This window comes from Pseudoalteromonas sp. ASV78, assembly GCF_047806705.1.
Classification (GTDB): Bacteria; Pseudomonadota; Gammaproteobacteria; order Enterobacterales; family Alteromonadaceae; genus Pseudoalteromonas; species Pseudoalteromonas prydzensis_A.
On sequence record NZ_JBLOPA010000002.1, the window covers coordinates 697,784 to 715,966 of the forward strand.

General features: G+C 43.2%; 12 protein-coding genes and 1 pseudogene. 5 read left to right on the forward strand and 8 right to left on the reverse strand.

Annotation, left to right across the window (positions count from 1 at the left end):
- The first annotated feature begins 123 nt into the window (after positions 1-123).
- The 4 genes and pseudogenes from ACMVDV_RS21070 to ACMVDV_RS21085 all read left to right on the forward strand — a co-directional run bounded on the left by ACMVDV_RS21070 (position 124) and on the right by ACMVDV_RS21085 (position 5,232).
- On the forward strand, positions 124-984 hold the full coding sequence (locus tag ACMVDV_RS21070) for a chlorophyllase/cutinase-like alpha/beta fold protein (RefSeq protein ID WP_416159534.1): 861 nt from the start codon (positions 124-126) through the stop codon (positions 982-984).
- 8 nt (positions 985-992) lie between these two features.
- Positions 993-2,579 carry a carboxylesterase/lipase family protein gene (locus ACMVDV_RS21075; protein WP_416159535.1) on the forward strand — a complete coding sequence of 529 codons (1,587 nt, stop codon included), beginning with the start codon at positions 993-995 and terminating at the stop codon, positions 2,577-2,579.
- A gap of 114 nt (positions 2,580-2,693) precedes the next feature.
- On the forward strand, positions 2,694-3,113 hold the full coding sequence (locus ACMVDV_RS21080) for a hypothetical protein (RefSeq protein WP_416159536.1): 420 nt from the start codon (positions 2,694-2,696) through the stop codon (positions 3,111-3,113).
- Positions 3,114-3,229: 116 nt separating this feature from the next.
- A pseudogene (locus ACMVDV_RS21085) lies at positions 3,230-5,232 on the forward strand (methyl-accepting chemotaxis protein).
- Positions 5,233-5,442: 210 nt separating this feature from the next.
- Here ACMVDV_RS21085 and ACMVDV_RS21090 read toward each other — a convergent pair.
- From ACMVDV_RS21090 to ACMVDV_RS21120, 7 genes are all read right to left on the reverse strand, one after another.
- On the reverse strand, positions 5,443-6,414 hold the full coding sequence (locus tag ACMVDV_RS21090) for a calcium/sodium antiporter (RefSeq protein ID WP_416159537.1): 972 nt from the start codon (positions 6,412-6,414) through the stop codon (positions 5,443-5,445).
- A 407-nt stretch (positions 6,415-6,821) separates the two neighbouring features.
- Positions 6,822-8,792 carry a family 43 glycosylhydrolase gene (locus tag ACMVDV_RS21095; protein WP_416159538.1) on the reverse strand — a complete coding sequence of 657 codons (1,971 nt, stop codon included), beginning with the start codon at positions 8,790-8,792 and terminating at the stop codon, positions 6,822-6,824.
- 68 nt (positions 8,793-8,860) lie between these two features.
- On the reverse strand, positions 8,861-9,928 hold the full coding sequence (locus ACMVDV_RS21100; protein WP_416159539.1) for an aldose epimerase family protein: 1,068 nt from the start codon (positions 9,926-9,928) through the stop codon (positions 8,861-8,863).
- A 216-nt stretch (positions 9,929-10,144) separates the two neighbouring features.
- The gene (locus tag ACMVDV_RS21105; protein ID WP_064665183.1) at positions 10,145-10,735 is read right to left on the reverse strand and encodes an HAD family hydrolase; all 591 of its coding nucleotides are present in this window, start codon (positions 10,733-10,735) and stop codon (positions 10,145-10,147) included.
- A gap of 93 nt (positions 10,736-10,828) precedes the next feature.
- Positions 10,829-12,328, reverse strand: a complete 1,500-nt coding sequence (gene araA, locus ACMVDV_RS21110; RefSeq protein ID WP_416159540.1) for an L-arabinose isomerase — start codon at positions 12,326-12,328, stop codon at positions 10,829-10,831.
- Between the two features lie 22 nt (positions 12,329-12,350).
- Positions 12,351-13,052 (reverse strand): L-ribulose-5-phosphate 4-epimerase, encoded by a 702-nt coding sequence (locus ACMVDV_RS21115; protein ID WP_304185390.1) that lies wholly within the window; start codon positions 13,050-13,052, stop codon positions 12,351-12,353.
- Positions 13,049-14,701 (reverse strand): ribulokinase, encoded by a 1,653-nt coding sequence (locus ACMVDV_RS21120; RefSeq protein WP_416159541.1) that lies wholly within the window; start codon positions 14,699-14,701, stop codon positions 13,049-13,051. The genes ACMVDV_RS21115 and ACMVDV_RS21120 overlap by 4 nt, the downstream gene beginning before the upstream one ends.
- 238 nt (positions 14,702-14,939) lie before the next feature.
- Here ACMVDV_RS21120 and tal point away from each other — a divergent pair, with 238 nt between their 5' ends.
- Positions 14,940-15,893: a transaldolase gene (gene tal / locus ACMVDV_RS21125; RefSeq protein ID WP_416159542.1), complete on the forward strand. Its 954-nt coding sequence runs from the start codon at positions 14,940-14,942 to the stop codon at positions 15,891-15,893.
- Positions 15,894-16,024: 131 nt separating this feature from the next.
- Here tal and tkt read toward each other — a convergent pair whose 3' ends face one another.
- Complete coding sequence (gene tkt, locus ACMVDV_RS21130; protein ID WP_416159543.1) at positions 16,025-18,025, reverse strand: transketolase; 2,001 nt, start codon at positions 18,023-18,025, stop codon at positions 16,025-16,027.
- Positions 18,026-18,183: the final 158 nt, after the last annotated feature.

Sequence of the window (18,183 nt, forward strand, 5' to 3'; positions counted from 1 at the left end):
CTTAAAAGCCAGACGAGAGTCTGGCTTTTTTTCAAATCAAAACTCTAGTCAATTATTTATTTTCAATATGACAAACATCGTATAAAGTGAATTTATAATACAATATTAATAAAAGAGGCTATCATGCAACGCTTTTTAATCGCATTAATATGCGTAATACCCTCGCTATGCTTTGCCAAAGCTGCCAACTATAAAGTTATTGATCAAGGCGGCAGTGGCCCGTTTATTGCCATTGCAGCCACTGAAACCTCATTAGGTGACTATGTTGTTTATCGTCCGAAACAGTTAATCGGTACTAAAGAGCTGCCAACAAAATTGCCTATTATTATTTTTGCTAATGGTGGCTGTATGGACACCTCATTTCCATTTGAGCATATGCTGTCTGACATTGCTTCACACGGTTACTTAGTAATTGCTCTGGGCAAAATGCAAAACAGCCTTGATGACAGACCCTTAAATAAAGCCAGTAACGACATGATCCCTCATGCTATTGATTGGATCACAGCACAATCTAGTAATCCGCTGAGTGAATTTTATCAAAGCGCAAATTTGGAAAAAGTAGCTATTGCAGGTCAATCGTGTGGCGGCGCGCAACTACTTGCTACTGCTGCAGATAAAAGAATCAACAGCTATTTAATGTTTAATTCAGGTATTGGTGATATGACCATGGCAAGTGCTGATGTTAAGTCACTGCAAAACTTGCATGCTCCTATTATCTACCTTGTTGGTGGGCCAACCGATATTGCTACAGAGAATGCCAAGCTCGATTATCAGCGTATAAATCATGTGCCTATTGTGTTTGCAAATCATAAAACAGCCGGACACTCTGGTACGTTTGAACAGCCGTTTGGCGGGACGTTTTCAAAGCTAGCTATCAAATGGCTTGACTGGCAATTAAAAGATAAACAAAGCAATACAGGGTTATTTTTACAGGGCCAAACCGCTGATTTTGTCAGCTGGGATATAAAAGCAAAGCAATTTTAAAAGGAATAATGATGAACACCTCAACACTTAAGCGGCTTTTATGGGCTGTATTTTTTGCTACAACAGCGGCCAGTGTAAACGCTGAGCCGTTAACCCAAGTAAGCGTGGCACAAGGCAAACTTGAAGGCACTGCACAGCAAAACCTAGCGGTTTTTAAAGGCGTGCCGTTTGCTAAACCACCCGTTGGTGAATTACGTTGGAAAGCCCCGCAACCGGCTGAAAAATGGCAAGGTGTGCTTAAAGCACAAGCATATGCACCCGCCCCAATTCAAGCTGGTGACCCTGTATCTGGGATCAGCGAAGATAGTTTATATTTGAATATTTGGACACCCGCACAATCCGATAATGAAAAGCTCCCTTTACTCGTTTGGATATATGGGGGTGGTTTTAGTTTTGGCAGTTCATCAGAGCCTATTTTTGATGGTAGTGAACTTGCGAATAAAGGCGTGATAGTTGTTTCGATTGCTTATCGCGTTGGTCAACTTGGCTTTTTAGCTCACCCAGAGCTTAACAAAGAAAGCCCAGCAGGTGTCTCTGGAAATTACGGCTTACTCGATCAAATTGCCGCGTTAAAGTGGCTTAAACAGAACATTGCTGCGTTTGGCGGTGATGCTGATAATGTCACTATTGCTGGAGAATCCGCGGGCGGTATTTCAGTGAGTATGCTTGCAGCGTCCCCGTTAGCGAAAGGGTTAATTAACAAAGTTATCTCACAAAGTGGCGGTTCATTTGGCCCTACTCGCATAAAAAATTACCCCGGTGAAAATATGTCGACCTTACAACAGGCTCAAGCAGAAGGTTTCGACTATGTAAAACAGTTTGGCACAACCTCCATTACACAACTGCGAAAAATGAGCGCAGACACATTTATACCAAAAGGTTGGTCGCTGCCTGGGGGTTGGCCGATTGTTGACGGCTATGTGATCAAAGATGACCAATATAAGCTCTATCAACAAGGCAAGTTTAATGATGTCCCTGCCTTAGTTGGTTATAACTCGGATGAAGGCGTCAGCTTTGTATGGGACCCTGATGTAAATAACTTTGTTGACGGAGTAAACTCTCGTTTCGGTCAATTTGCGCCAAGTCTGCTTGAAGCTTACCCGGTGGCAAAAAACAGCATCCCCCGCACTGCCCGAAATCTAGTACGCGATGCGGCATTTGGTTGGCATACTTGGAGCTGGGCTAAGTTACAAACTGAACATGGCAAAGCCCCTGTTTATTTATATTACTTTGATCACCACCCTGAGCGTAAAACCGGTGCTAAAGACGAAGATCATGGCTCCGGCCACGGTCATGAAATTGCCTATATGTTTAACAACCTCAATAAATCAGATCCGAATGTAACTGAAAATGATTTAAAGATGTCAGATACAATGGCCACCTACTGGACTAACTTTGCTAAAAACGGCAACCCAAATGACGATACACTGCCCAATTGGCCTGCCTTTAATAACAACAAACCAAGCACTATGTATTTGCAACAGCAAGCTAAAGTCGGCCCAGTGCCCGACAAACAAGCGCTAGAAACACTTGATGAGTACTTTAAATGGCGCCGCACACCAGCCGGTGAAAAATGGGCTAACCAAGTTCGCTAGTCTGCAGCTATCCAAATAAAAGCCAAATTAATATTTGGCTTTTATTTACATGTCTCCCCTTTAGTAACGCCTTATTCAGCCGATAAGTATGCTTAAATCACATTATAAAGAGCCATGATGCAGATACATAAACCACTGGGACAGCCAATTGCGTCACCATCAGAGTCTACGGTAAAAAGTAACGATACTACTGGCTACCGCTTGTCAGAAAAAGAGCTGGATAAACTCTCAGGTAGAGAAGCTAAACAAGAAGCTGAAAAAGCAGCGAGCTCTGACATGCCTGAGCACATTGCAAAAATGATTGAACAGCTGGAAAAACTAAAACAGCAGCTTGAACTACAAAAAGAGCAACTACTTAAGTTGAAAGCGCTAGATAACCAGCAAGATGAAGCTGTTAAAGCACAAGTTAAAGCGCAAGCTAACATAGTGGCATCAATACAAACTCAAATGGTTTCGTTAGTGCAAACAATTAGTGACGCCATGAAAGAAGCCGGTGTGACCGACCCCGGCACGCTTATCAGTGCCATGGTGTGATCAGCTGAAAACGCGATTAGTTATTACTATTGTAGTACTGCTCATATTCTATTATTAGCAATAGTGTTTTTTTAACTATACTCAAATAAGCGCAATATCAACAATTAGGCATAATTATGAGTTATAGAAACTGGCCTATCGCCAAACAGATTGGCGCACTCGCATTTTTGCTATCGCTGTGCGTTTTTAGCATTGTTGGTGTGTCTTCCTATATGGTCGCCAAAGCTATTTTTACCGATAAAAGTGAATTCGCTATTGAATCTGAAACCCATCAAATTGCCAACTTACTCGAGTTGCAATACAGCAGTTTACTTGCGATAGCATCAAGAAACGCCGATGTTTTTCAAACCATGTACCAAGCTGACTTTCAGCTCTCAAATGAAAAAGTAACTGTGGTTAATCAGCAAGTGCCGGTGTTATTACATAATAACCAAGCCGTGAATAATGACATGTCAGTTGTTGATCAGTACGCAGCGCTAACACGTGGTAATGCCACTGTATTTGTCAGAGACGGAGATGACTTTTTCCGTATTGCGACCTCGCTAAAGAAAGCTGACGGTCAGCGCGCCGTGGGCACTTACTTAGGTAAAAAGCACCCCGGTTATCAAACCTTAATGGCTGGTGACACTTATCAAGGCTACGCACAACTGTTTGGTAATGAGTATATGACTGTTTATAAACCAGTTATGATAGCGCAAACAAAGTTATTGGTATTCTTTATATTGGTTTTAATATTAACGATTCAATGAGCTCATTAAGAGAGACGGTTAAAGCGTTAGTCATTGAAGAGACAGGTCATCTATCGATTTTTAATAATGCCAATAACACGGTTATTGTTGCTAAAAACGCTGAACCGAATGCAGCAGTTTCAAGTAATTTACTCGAAGGCCTAGCGCCAGAACAACTACAACAAAACACTCCCTTTTACTATAGCAATGCGGCTGGCAAACTCATGTTCTCCTACAGCGAACCAATTAGAGGCTGGAACTGGACCATACTCGCGAGAGTGAATGCGGATGAGTTGGATGATGAAAGTATTCAGCTAATGACGGTCAATGCCATAGCATCTGTTGTTGGTATTGCTATGATAACGGCATTACTGTCATGGGTACTCGTTAAAACCCTCACACCATTAAAGCAACTCACTAAAACGGTGGATAGACTGGGTAATGGCGACTTATCTGAGCAACTATCAAGCTCAAATGCACATAGTCACAATGAAGTTGATCAGATCACTGCTAGTGTCAGCGCCATGGCTGGTGAATTGCGCAAGCTTATTTTTGCTCTGCAATCATCCATAGTACAACTTGAATCCCACGCAGTGAAGAGTCAAACCGAAGCGCAAACCAATGGTCAAGAAGCTCATGAAATGATGGCGCAAACAGCCCAAATAGCCACTGCAATTGAGCAAATGTCGTGCTCAATTAAAGATGTTGCAAACAACGCTACTGAAGGCGCTGCACGCACCGAGCAAGTAGACAAAGATGCGCAATCGGGCCGTTCGCAGCTAAATCAAGTCATCACAGATTTAATGCAACTTAGTGAGCAACTTAATAATAGCCATCAAGCTGTTGAGCAAGTAAATTTAGCGAGCAATGAGATCAGTAAAGTCACTGAGGTTATCAATGCTATCGCTGAGCAAACTAATTTATTAGCCCTCAATGCAGCGATTGAAGCGGCGCGTGCTGGTGAACAAGGACGCGGGTTTGCCGTGGTCGCCGATGAAGTAAGAACTTTAGCCCAGCGTACACAAAAATCAATTGTAGAAATTAGTAACACCATAGAGCAATTACAGAATCAAGTCGGTACGGCAACACGGCAAATGCAACAAAGTCAGCAGCTGGGTATTAAATCGGCAGATGAAGGTAAACAAACCGGTGAACAACTTAACCTAATAACTGCAAGTATTGGTGACTTAACTCGCTCATCCAGTAATATTGCCGAAGCAACTGAGCAACAAAGTACCGTTGCTAATGAGATCACCCAAAACTTACACTTGATCAGTCAACTGGCAAAAGACGCAGAATCAAGAACCGAAGGCAGCATTTACTCTGCTGACGAATTGATTCAATTAGCAGATAAAATAAAGCAGCAAATCAGCTTTTTTAAAGTTAAGTAAACGCGTAAATGGCGATTAGTCACCTAAGTTCATCACGAGTAGTCCTATACCACTTAGCAGCAATGCGAGGTGTGTTTTGTTGTTTAATCCGCGATGGAAACACCATTACTCTGCAAAGGTTCCTAAAAACCTGACTCAATAACCCACAGCGAATTAAATAATTTGCTGTGGGTTATATGGCCCAAGCTAGGCCAGATAATTTAGCCCGTATTAGCTTATTACCGACATCACTAACCAAATAGTGTAACCAATATAAGCGAGTAATAGCGCTGCGCCTTCAACTCGGTTGATCCGTCCCTGCCGACGAAAACCATATGCCATAATTAATAAAGCAACCATCATTGCCATCATTACTAACCAATCACGTGACAGCACCTCGGGGGCAACTGACGTAATAGGCGAGATCAGGCCGGCAATACCTACAACAGCTAGAATATTAAACATATTTGAGCCAACCACATTACCAATTGCAATGTCATGCTCTCCTTTTCGCACCGCTATTATTGATGCCGCCAGTTCCGGTAATGAAGTACCCAAAGCAACAATAGTCAAACCAATAACTAAGTCACTCACGCCCAAACTTTGAGCTATATTTACTGAGCCCCACACCAATATTCGCGAACTAATAACCAATATAATAAGCCCAAATATAAGCCAGAAAATGGCTTTTCCTAACGACATTTCGTGACTATGTAATGCTTGCTCAGTATCAGTTTCTAATGAGTCACCTTTATTGCTCATTGCCGAATAAATACTCCACGCGATTAAAACAAAAAAGCCTATCAGTAAGAGCACTGCATCAAAGCGTTCCAAAGCGCCATTCCACAGTAAAGCTCCAAAAAAAAGCCCGATAATCAACAACAGAGGGAGCTCTTTACGGACAATTTTAGAGTGCACAACAATAGGCGCAATTAATGCTGTAACACCAAGGATCAGCCCTGTATTAACGATATTTGAACCCAGCGCATTGCCTAGTGCTAAATCAGGATTACCATCAACTGCCGCCATTGCCGACACCACCATTTCAGGTGCTGATGTACCAAACCCGACAATTACCATACCAATAAGCAGCGAAGGCATACCAGCATACTTAGCCGTAGCCGCTGCGCCATCAACAAATCTATCGGCGCTCCAGACTAACAATATAAAACCACCTAAAATAGCCAAGCTGGCGAGGATCATGATGATTCCTTAAGTAAAAAATAAATAATACTGGTTAGCTAGCACCAGCAATAAATCGCATTAAGCGACATAGTAAACAAGCATAACCGTTTTAACACTAAACCTTTATCCGAGTTAATATTAACCAGTGATTATAATATCGCAAAGAGATTTGTGCTGATGCTAATGCGATAATTGATGTGAAATAAGTAAACCTGAAAAATCTAGCCTCTGGACCCATGCTAACAAACAGCAAGCGCTGTGAGTAAATACAATGCAGATACAATTTAAGGGGCTTTTTTGCCTACTTATTCCTTGTCTGGCTGGTTGTCAAAGTTTATAGCATAAACAAAAAAGCCACTACCTAAGTTAAGTAGTGGCTTGGTGAGAGTCGAACATGTTTCTTGGCTAGTTAACCTGAGCTCAGGTTAGTTAGGCTCACGGAGGTGGAAAATTTGGCACTTGTTACCTAAATCAGGTTGTTGCGCAAAATTAGTTTTATCTGCAAGGCCACAATCACTTAAGCCCAGAGCTTGCTTTGTATAGCGATTGATCAACATCACGCCGCCACCTGCAACAGGAGCAATGCGCCATTGTGCTGTTTTAGTTTCGCACGACGCCATTTCAACATTGGCACCTGGTACTAAGGCATTATTTGCCACAGCAGCGCAGTAATCGCTATCAAGGTCTTGTTTTAGAGCAACATAACCTGTGTCTGTTGGAGCGAAGAACCATTGTTGGGTGTCGCTGTGAGTAAACGCTTGTTGCTCAACATTAGTGCCTGCTTTAACAGCCCCTGCTACACTCAGCGCTTTACCACTTTGTTGGCTCATTACCGCGACACTGCCTACAGGCTGTAATTGCCAATCGCCACACGCCGTATCTTTACCTTGTTGTAACACGGCTTGATTTTGTGCAGCTGAACACCCTGCCACAGCTAATGGCTTTTCAGTGTAACGGTTAGTAATAGTGACATTACCATCAGTGCTTGGTGCTACTTGCCATTGCTGACAGAAGTTATTACGCCACGCTGCAGATTGTGTTTTCGCATTATCTGCATCACTACAATTAGCTAGTTCTAAAAACTTGCTGTCTTCGCGGTTTGCTAAGCGGACAAAGCCATCTGTAGTGGCATCAATAACCCATTGACCATTGGTTGCAGCACATTGACGTTGTACGGCACGAGCATCTTGTGGGTCGGCTGCAATGTCTAAACACAGACCGCTAGTTGCATTTACTAGGTTATAACGCTGACCTTGTACACGAGTAACCAGTGGTCCGTATTCGCCTGACGGCGGAGCCACTTCAACACCTGGTGTTACAGGTTTTGCAAAGTTTGGCGTGCCATCGTCATGCCAAGTAAATTTTTGCGCACGTAAAGAACGTGTGGCACTGCAGCCATGCTCTACTGAGTCATTACCGTGATAGACCAGCCAGTCTTCGCTGCCATCGGGAGATGTGAAAAAGCCATTGTGGCCTGGGCCAAATACTTCAGCTGTACGTTCAAACACAGGTTGATCAAATTTCTTCCAGCTGTTTGCATCAAGCGGATCATCACCCACTAGCTCTAACATCCCTAACTTATAGTCAGGTGTGTTACAAAAGCTTGCTGAGTAAGTCATAAAAGTACGCCCGTTATGCTGTAAAATTTCAGCACCTTCGGTTACCTTACGACCGCTGATCTCCCAATCAAGTTCAGGGCGTGTGATCACGGTATGCGGCGTGCCTTTTTTCAGCGTCCATGGGTTTTCCATTTCAGCAATTATATTAAGCTGTTGATCACCCTGCCACTGTGAGTAAATCACATAGAGTTTGTCTTTATAACTTAAATAGTTACCATCGATATTCCATACATCAGGCATGAGTGCGCCTTTGTATTCATACGGGCCCATTGGGTCGTCACCCGCACTTTCTAATACATTAAGGTGCTGATTATCTAAGGTGCCATCAGTGCCAGCGGTGTACATCATGTACCAACGGTAGCCATCAGGGCCTTTAACACGGTGAAATTCAAACGCCCAAAAATTACAGCAACGCGCAGGATCGGTAGCTGACCAAACATTAACCGGCGTTGCATCGGCAAGACCAGCTAACGTCGGTGACTTACGCATTACCAGCTCAGATGTCCACGTTGTTGTAGTCAGGTAATAGTTACCATCCCAGTACTCTAACCATGGATCGGCACCATTTGGAAATAATGGATTAGTAAACACACCATCGTCTTGCGTGGGTGCTTTTGCGCTCGTAATTGGCGCCTTGTCTGCTGTTTTTTGTGTGTCTGCGCTAGTTGTAGATTCACAACCACTAAGCGAGCTTAAAGACAAAGCGAATAAGCCTAACAGGCCTGTTGCTTTAGCGGTACGCTTTAATTTAGTGCGCAACTGATGTTGTACAATCATTGTTGGTATCACCCTTAATTTTTATTATCCACTCATATTGAGCGGTGATTTGAATTGAAAGCTTTGCTTTATTTAGTACCAAACTCATACACTATACGTGTTGAATAAACATCACCTGGCAACAGTGTTGTGGTTGGGAATGTTGGCTGATTCGGTGCATCAGGAAAGTGCTGTGGCTCTAGGCAAAAACCACTGCGAAAATTATGGACTAAACCAGAGGCTTGCTTGCTGCTACCATCTAAAAAGTTGCCTGAGTAAAACTGTACCGCGGGCTCTTCTGTATACACAGTCAAGGTACGCCCTGAGCTTGGTTCATACACATTAGCAGCTTCAATCAAATCATGATTAGGCTTGTTTTTAAGCACAAAGTTATGGTCATAACCTTTGCCAAGCTTGAGCTGCTCATCATCGATATTAATGTCTTTGCCAATCGCTTTTGGATTTCTAAAATCAAACGGCGTACCCGCCACTTGCATCAACTCACCCGTTGGGATCAAACCGCCATCAACAGGGGTAATTGCATTTGAGTTAATTTGCATTTGGTGATCAAGAATATCGCTCTTACCGGCTAAGTTAAAATAACTATGCTGGGTCATATTAATGATGGTGGGCTTATTAGTTTTTGCCACAAATTGCATATCTAGGGTATTTTTATTGGTCAGTGTGTAGGTAACTTGTGTTGTAAGCTCGCCTGGGTAACCTTGGTCGCCATCAGGGCTCACTAAACTGAGTGTGACACCCGCACTGTTTTCTGTACTAAATGGCACCATGGTCCAGACTTTTTTATCAAAGCCCTGTACACCACCGTGCAAGTGGTTATCACCGTCATTTGTGGCTAACTGATAGTCGGTGCCATTTAAGCTAAATTTACCATTGGCAATACGATTACCAAAGCGGCCAATGATCGCGCCAAAGTAAGTGGTTGCATTGGTATAATCTTCTAAGTTATCCAAGCCTAAAACAATGTTTCCCATATTGCCATTGCTATCTGGCGTTTCGATGCGCGTTATGATGCCACCATAATTGATCACATCAACGCTCACACCATTACTATTGGTTAGCGTTACTTGGTTGATCGGAGTTTGATCTGCAAGCTTGCCATAAGCGTGCAGTAATGCAGAAGGTGAATTGCTCATATTGTCTCCTTGGTGAGCACACGCGGGGGTTAAGGCAATTGAAAAGGACACTGCCACTGCAAAGATACCGCGAGAGAATTTTTTAATAGATGCTGACGACTGATGAACCGCTGTTAGGCGCTGAGTTACACATTGCAATGACATACCAATAACCTTTTTATAATTGTATTTATACTTTTATAATACAATATGGTGGTAAATTGCAAATTTATTCGCCTAAGTTTTTAATTGTATTTTGCCGTTTTTAACTAAAATACAGTCCATACCTGCCGCCGCTGCTGCCTGATAACCTATTTGCGTGTCTTCAAACACCACACAATGATTTGGCTGTATACCAATTTGTTTGGCAACCGTTAAAAAGGTTTCTGGGTGTGGTTTACCGTGACGAACATCACTGGCCGTGACTAGCGCATCAATTTTATCGATTAGCCCGGTATGAGTTAAATGATCAATGGCATGCTCGCGGTCTGCACCAGTACCCACCCCAATTGGCATTTTGCCATGGTAATAATTTAATATATCGACTGTCTCAGTAATGATTTCTGGTTGCTGGTTTAAACCTAACCAAAATTGGTGTTTTTGCTGCGCAATTTCATCCGCATTATGGCTAAGGCCAAATTTTTCATTGAGAATATCAACGGTTGCAAGCGTTGGCACGCCACCTAAACCATACATGTAGTCGTAGTCAAACGGATAGCCAAAAGCTTGGCAGGTCAGCTCCCACGCTTGCAAATGTGCGCCCATCGAATCGATTAGCGTACCATCCATATCAAAAATAATGCCTTGGTATTTTGTTAGACTTAGCATTGTTACTCCTAAAATTAAAAGCCCACAATAGCATAAGCCAGCGCTAGGCTGGCTTATGAAAACAACATATTATTGTCTACTTGCGCTATAAAATTATAAGCCGCGCTTTAACATGTAATACGCTGCATTATGGCGTAGTTCTGTTTTGAAACCACGGATGCTGGTATCAGCATCGATGATCATGGTTTCAACGCCAGCCATTTCAGCAAAATCAACAATCATATCTGTAGTGACCGCTTGGCTGTATGCAGTGTGGTGTGCACCACCAGCATGGATCCACGCAGCAGACGCTACTGAAAGGTTTGGCTTTGGTTCCCACAATGCTGACGCCACTGGTAAGTGTGGTAATTCAGCCGGTGGTGTTACCGTGTCTACTTCGTTGATTAAGATGCGGAAACGGTTACCCATATCAATTGGTGAAACGTTAATTGCCGCACCAGCTTTAGCAGTAAACAATAAACGACCTACATCACATTTCACACCAATTGTATGAGTGTGAACTTCTAGACGCGGTTTTTGCGCTGCAATTGATGGACACACTTCTAACATGTGAGCACCCAATACTTGGTCGGTATCACCCATGTTATAGGTGTAGTCTTCCATGAATGAACAACCGCCTTCACGGCCTTCACCCATTACTTTCATGATGCGTACCATAGCAGCTGTTTTCCAATCGCCCTCACCACCATAGCCGTAACCTTTCGCCATTAAACGCTGCGTTGCAAGTCCTGGTAAACCAGAAAGTCCTGATAAATCTTCAAAACAGTTAGTGAATGCTTTAAAGCCACCCTTTTCTAAAAAGCGCTCCATACCAAGCTCTAAACGTGCTTCGTTGCGGAGCATCGATACTTTGTAGTCATCTTGTAGCGTTTCATCACTTACCACATAGTCAGTTTTGTATACTTCAAGCTGCGCATCTACTTCGGCATCAGTGACGGTATCAACAACTTTAACGAGCTCCGCTACGCCAAAGGCATGTACTTCATAACCAAACGTGATTTGTGCTGATACTTTGTTACCTTCAGTAACCGCAACTTGGCGCATGTTATCGCCAAAACGTGCCACTTTAAGTGTTTGGCTCTCAGCCCACCCTTTAGCAGCGCGACACCAATCATCAATTTGCTTTTGTACGTCAGCACGTTGCCAGTGACCAGCAACCACTTTACGCTCTTTGCGCATTACAGTGCCGATGAAACCAAATTCACGGTCACCGTGGGCACTTTGGTGGGTATTCATGTAGTTCATATCAATTTCTGACCACGGTAACGCGGCATTAAATTGCGTATGCAAATGTAACCATGGTTTACGCAACTCGTTTAAACCAGCAATCCACATTTTCGCTGGTGAGAACGTATGCATCCACAATACGAGGCCCACACAGTTAGGATCGGTGTTTGCTGCTTGGCACACGGCATGAATTTCTTCAGGCGTTTTCACCGTTGGTTTACACACTAGATTAACCGGTAAATTAGCTTCGCTATTTAAACCAGCAACAATTGCAGCGCTATTATCTGCAACGGTATTTAACACTTTTGGGCCATATAAATGTTGTGACCCAGTTACAAACCAAACTTCTTTCATTGATGACGGCATATATAAATTCCTCTTGTACTTGTTAGCCACGGTTACTTTGGCCGTAGTAGGCATCTTTACCGTGTTTTCTTAAATAATGTTTATCCATCACAGACTTCTTAAGCGCACCGGCATTTTGATCAAGCGTGCGAGTTAAATAAGCCATGCGAGCAATTTCTTCTAGTAACGCTGCGTGATACACAGACTGCGCAGCATCTTTACCCCATGTAAACGGTGCATGTCCTGCCACAATCACCATAGGTGCTGCTTTTGGGTCGCGATCTTTATACGCATCGGTAATTTGAATACCGGTCTCAAGCTCATAGTCACCATTTACTTGCGCATCGGTAAGCTCACGTGTGCAGGTAATGTCACCGTGAACATAATCAGCATGAGTGGTACCAAAACACGGAATACTCTGCTTTGCTTGTGCCCATGCCGTGGCATAAGTTGAATGGGTATGGGTAACGCCACCAATTTCATTAAAATGACGATACAGATGAATATGGGTTTTGGTGTCTGAAGATGGCCGCATGCTGCCCTCAACAATGTTGTTTTGTAAATCAACAATCACCATGTCTTCTGCTTTCATTTGGTCATACGACACACCGCTTGGTTTAATCGCGATAACGCCTTTATCACGGTCGATTTGCGATACATTACCAAAGGTGTAAATCACCAAACCACGGCGTTGTAGTTCCATATTTGCTTCGAATACTTCGCGCTTTAACTCTGTGTAGCTCATGCTTTTGCTCCATCAACATACTGTGCTAGCGCTTGGTAGTTAGCGTATAGCTCGTTATAGACAGCAACCCGCTCTGGGTTTGGTAGGTATTGATGACATACAGCAGACGCCATCACTTGCTGGGCATCAGCAACCGTCGCATATTCACCAGCAGCCACTGCAGCCATAATGGCAGCGCCAAGTGCACAGCTTTGCTCACTTTCTAGTACGTCAATTGGGCAGTTCCATACATCTGCACAGGTCTGCATTACGTAATCTGATTTTTTCGAAATACCGCCAATCACCACCACTGATTCAATTGGCACGCCTTCACTTTGAAAACGCTCAGTAATAGCGCGAGCGCCAAAGGCCGTCGCCTCAACTAATGCTTTAAAGAACTGCGGCGCATCAGTGCCCATTTTCATGCCCGTCATGGCCATTGCTACGCTTTGATCTGCATCAGGTGTGCGACGACCGTTGACCCAGTCAAGTGCCGTTACATCGGTATTTTTAACCGGTAACGCACTGGCAGCTTTAGATAGTTCAACTAAAATCGAGTCTTCAATTTTGTTGATCAAGCTTTGTTCAACATCGTTTAAATTTGTTAACTGGCGAGTTGGCCACAGCATCAGGTTTTTAAACCATGCGTATAAATCGCCAAACGCAGATTGCCCCGCTTCAAGGCCAATCATGCCTGGAATAACCGAACCATCCACTTGGCCACAAATGCCTTTTACACACGTATCGCCAAGTTGTTGTTTTGAAGTAACAGTAATATCACAGGTAGAAGTACCCATTACTTTAGTCAGTACACCAGGGCGTACATTGGCCGCAACTGCGCCCATGTGACAGTCAAAAGCACCGTAACCAACAACCACGCTCTGCGGTAAACCAAGTTTTTCAGCCCATTGCGCTGTTAATTTACCAGCGACTTGGTCACTCGGTTGGGTTGTTGCATTAAGCGTATCAACCACACCATCTAATAATGGGTCAATTTTGCTGAAGAAACTATTTGGTGGGAAACCACCCCATTGCTCGTTCCACATTTGCTTGTGGCCTGTTGCACAACGACCCAGCGTTAATACTTCAGGGTGCGTGGTGCCACACATTAATGCTGTCATCCAATCACAATGCTCTACCCATGAGTAAGTTGCGGCTTTTACAGCGGCGTCATCTCTGAAGATATGTAGTGCTTTAGCCCAGTACCATTCTGATGAATAGATACCGCCCATATGTGAAAGATAATTAACCTCGTTATTGGTCGCGGCTGTGGTGATCTCATTCGCTTCTTTTATGGCCGTATGATCTTTCCAAAGAATAAACATCGCATTTGGATTTTCAGCAAACTCGTCAGTCAGCGCTAAAGGTGTGCCTTGGCTATTAATCGCCACTGGCGTTGAACCTGTGGTGTCAAAGCTCATACCAACAACGTTATCTGCAGTACCTGCTGGCACTTGTTGCCATAGACCATTTACAACCTCAATTAAGCTGTCGATATAGTCTTGTGGGTGCTGGCGAAACTGGTCTTTACTCGGATCACAATATAAACCTTGTGCCCAACGCGGATAATTTACTAAATGGCTAGCCAGCTCTTTACCTGTGGTTACATCAACAAGCAGTGCTCTTACTGAATCAGAGCCATAATCTAAGCCCAATGTATAACGAGACATAAATACCTTTCACTAATTGGATACTAACAATGTTAGTCATTACTGTTATTTGTATGATAATATCAATAATGACAGGTTGTAAAGGTATTATAAAAATATTATTAACAGATTAATTCTGAAATATTCGTGACACCTGTGCCCTTTAAACTAATGTTTTGCGGTAATAAAGGGCTTAAGCCATGGCACAAGCAATGCTAAAAGCCGTTAATTTATTTTGTATGATGAAAATAGGATGTCTATGTCTAGCCAATTAGAACAATTAAAAACCATGACCACTGTGGTTGCTGATACCGGTGATTTTGAAGCGATCGATCAATATAAGCCGCAAGATGCCACAACCAATCCATCGTTATTGCTCAATGCGATTAAAATTGAAAAATACCGCCCACTGGCTGTTGAAGCCGTTGCTTGGGCTAAGCAACAAACTAATGACACTGCACAAGTGATCAGCAAAGCTGCAGATAAGTTATCAGTATTAATTGGTGCAAACTTAATGGCACAAGTGCCTGGTTTAGTCTCAACTGAAGTAGATGCGCGCTTATCATTTGATACTCAAGCAACTATTAATAAAGCACTTGAGTTGGTTGCGCTATATAAAGAGCAAGATATCGATACTTCACGGGTACTGATCAAAGTAGCGTCTACATGGGAAGGTATTCAAGCTGCAAAAGTACTCGAGCAACAAGGTATTCGTTGTAACTTAACGCTAGTATTCGCTTTTGCTCAAGCCCGTGCCAGTGCTGAAGTCGGTGCTTATTTAATCTCTCCTTTTGTTGGTCGTATTCTTGATTGGTATAAAGCAAATCAAACTGATAGCGATTTTAGCGGTGCTAATGATCCAGGCGTACAGTCTGTTGCACATATTTATAACTTCTTCAAAAAGCATGATTATAAAACCATCGTTATGGGTGCAAGCTTTAGAAACATCAGCGAAATCCAATTGCTGGCAGGCTGTGATAGATTAACTATCAGCCCAGGGCTACTGTCAGAGCTGGCAGCAACCGATGCCCCATTAGCGCGCCAGCTAACGACTACCACTGAAACGGTTGCAGCGCCTGAGCCTATGACTGAGCAAGCGTTTCGCTGGGAAATGAACCAAGATGCAATGGCGACTGAAAAACTAAGCCAAGGCATTCGTCAATTCGCCATTGACCAAGAAAAGCTTGAAGCTATTCTAGCCGAGCTAATCTAAATCATTAACTAAGCTGAGCTCTGGATAATAAATCATTTATCAAGAGCTCAAATTAAACACATAAAAAAGCCCGCTGATTTGATTAAATCAGCGGGCTTTTTGTTCAGGTAAATATCTTAACCTTGAGTTACTTAAGCGTTTAGTAACGCATTTGCCTTAGCAACTAAGTTCTCAACGGTAAAACCAAAATGCTCTAGTAATACAGCACCCGGTGCTGACTCACCAAAAGTCGTCATGCCTAATACATCGCCATCTTGGCCAACGTATTTATACCAGAAATCACTGTGTGCAGCTTCTACGGCAATTTTAGCAACGCCCACAGGCAATACACTTTGGCGGTAGGCTTTATCTTGCAAATCAAACTGATTGGTTGATGGCATAGACACAACACGAACTTGCTTGCCTTGAGCTGTTAGTTCAGCTGCGGCATTCACCGCTAATTCAACTTCAGAGCCAGTAGCCATTAAGATTAGCTCTGGTGTTTGCGCGCACTCAACTAAGGTGTAACCACCTTTGGCAACATTCGCTAATTGATCTTTTGCACGCGGCATTGCTTTAGTGCCTTGGCGACTAAAGATCAACGCACTAGGACCTGCTTCATTGATTAACGCCTGACGCCAAGCAACGGCAGTTTCAACCTCATCACATGGACGCCACGTGGTCATATTAGGCGTCATACGCAGGTTGGCAATTTGTTCAATCGGCTGATGGGTTGGGCCATCTTCACCTTGACCAATTGAATCATGGGTATACACAAAAATACTGTGTGCTTTCATCAATGCCGCCATACGCACAGCATTACGCGCGTATTCCATAAACATTAAGAAGGTTGCACCAAATGGGATAAAACCACCATGTAGCGCAATACCATTCATAATCGCGCTCATGCCAAATTCACGCACCCCATAAAATACATAGTTACCCGCAGCGTCATCTTGCAAGCCTTTTGCGTCAGGCCATAAGGTTAAGTTGGAACCAGCTAAATCAGCAGAGCCACCCATTAATTCTGGTAATTGCTCAGCAAAGAAGGTAATGGCATTTTGTGATGATTTACGCGTTGCAATGTTTTGCATCTCATCTTGGCATTTGGCAATGTATTGATCAGCAAGCTCTGCAAAGTTACTTGGTAATGATTTAGCTGTTACGCGACGGCTAAACTCTTTACTTAATTCTGGGTGCGCTTTGCTGTACGCGGCAAACGTTTGTTGCCATGCGCTTTCTAAATCTTGACCTTTGGCTTGGCCATTCCACTCATTATATACATCTTGCGGAATTTCAAATGCTGGATGTGGCCAATTTAGTTGCTCACGAACCGCAGCAATTTCATCATTACCCAGTGGCGAACCATGACAATCATGGCTACCCGATTTATTAGGTGAACCAAAACCAATCACCGTTTTACAACAGATAAGGGTTGGTTGCTCTGGGTTACTTTGTGCTGCTTCAATCGCATTGGCAATCGCTGCCATGTTATGACCATCAACACCACGAATAACTTGCCAGCCATATGCTTCAAAACGTTTTGGCGTATCGTCAGTAAACCAGCCTTCTACTTCGCCATCAATTGAGATGCCATTGTCATCCCAAAAAGCGATGAGTTTGCCTAACTTTAAAGTACCCGCTAATGAACATGCTTCATGGGAAATACCTTCCATCAAACAACCATCGCCTAAAAAGCAGTAAGTAAAGTGATCAACAATATCAAAATGTGGTTTGTTAAATTGTGCTGCTAAGGTTTTTTCAGCAATTGCCATACCTACGGCATTAGCAATACCGGCACCAAGTGGCCCCGTTGTTGTTTCAACCCCTGGTGTGTAGCCGTACTCTGGGTGGCCTGGCGTTTTCGAATGTAATTGACGAAACTGTTTAATATCATCAATACTGACATCATAACCACTTAAGTGAAGAAGTGCATACTGCAACATTGAGCCATGACCATTTGACAATACAAAGCGGTCGCGGTTCGGCCAATTAGGGTTTAATGGGTTGTGGCGATGAAAGTTTTGCCAAAGTACCGCAGCTATATCGGCCATCCCCATCGGCGCACCTGGGTGACCTGAGTTAGCTTTTTGAACGGCATCGACAGCAAGCATGCGGATTGCATTTGCAGATTGAGAACTGGGCAGAGTCATCTGTTACTATTTCCTGTTAATATTATATTATAATTAATATCTCAAAATGTAATATAAATAGCAATCAGAAATCACCCTAACTCGCTAAAAACAGCTCATTAGGTTTCCTAATATGCAGATCTCCTAGTCATTTTCCTAGAACTTAACTATTTTTTGCA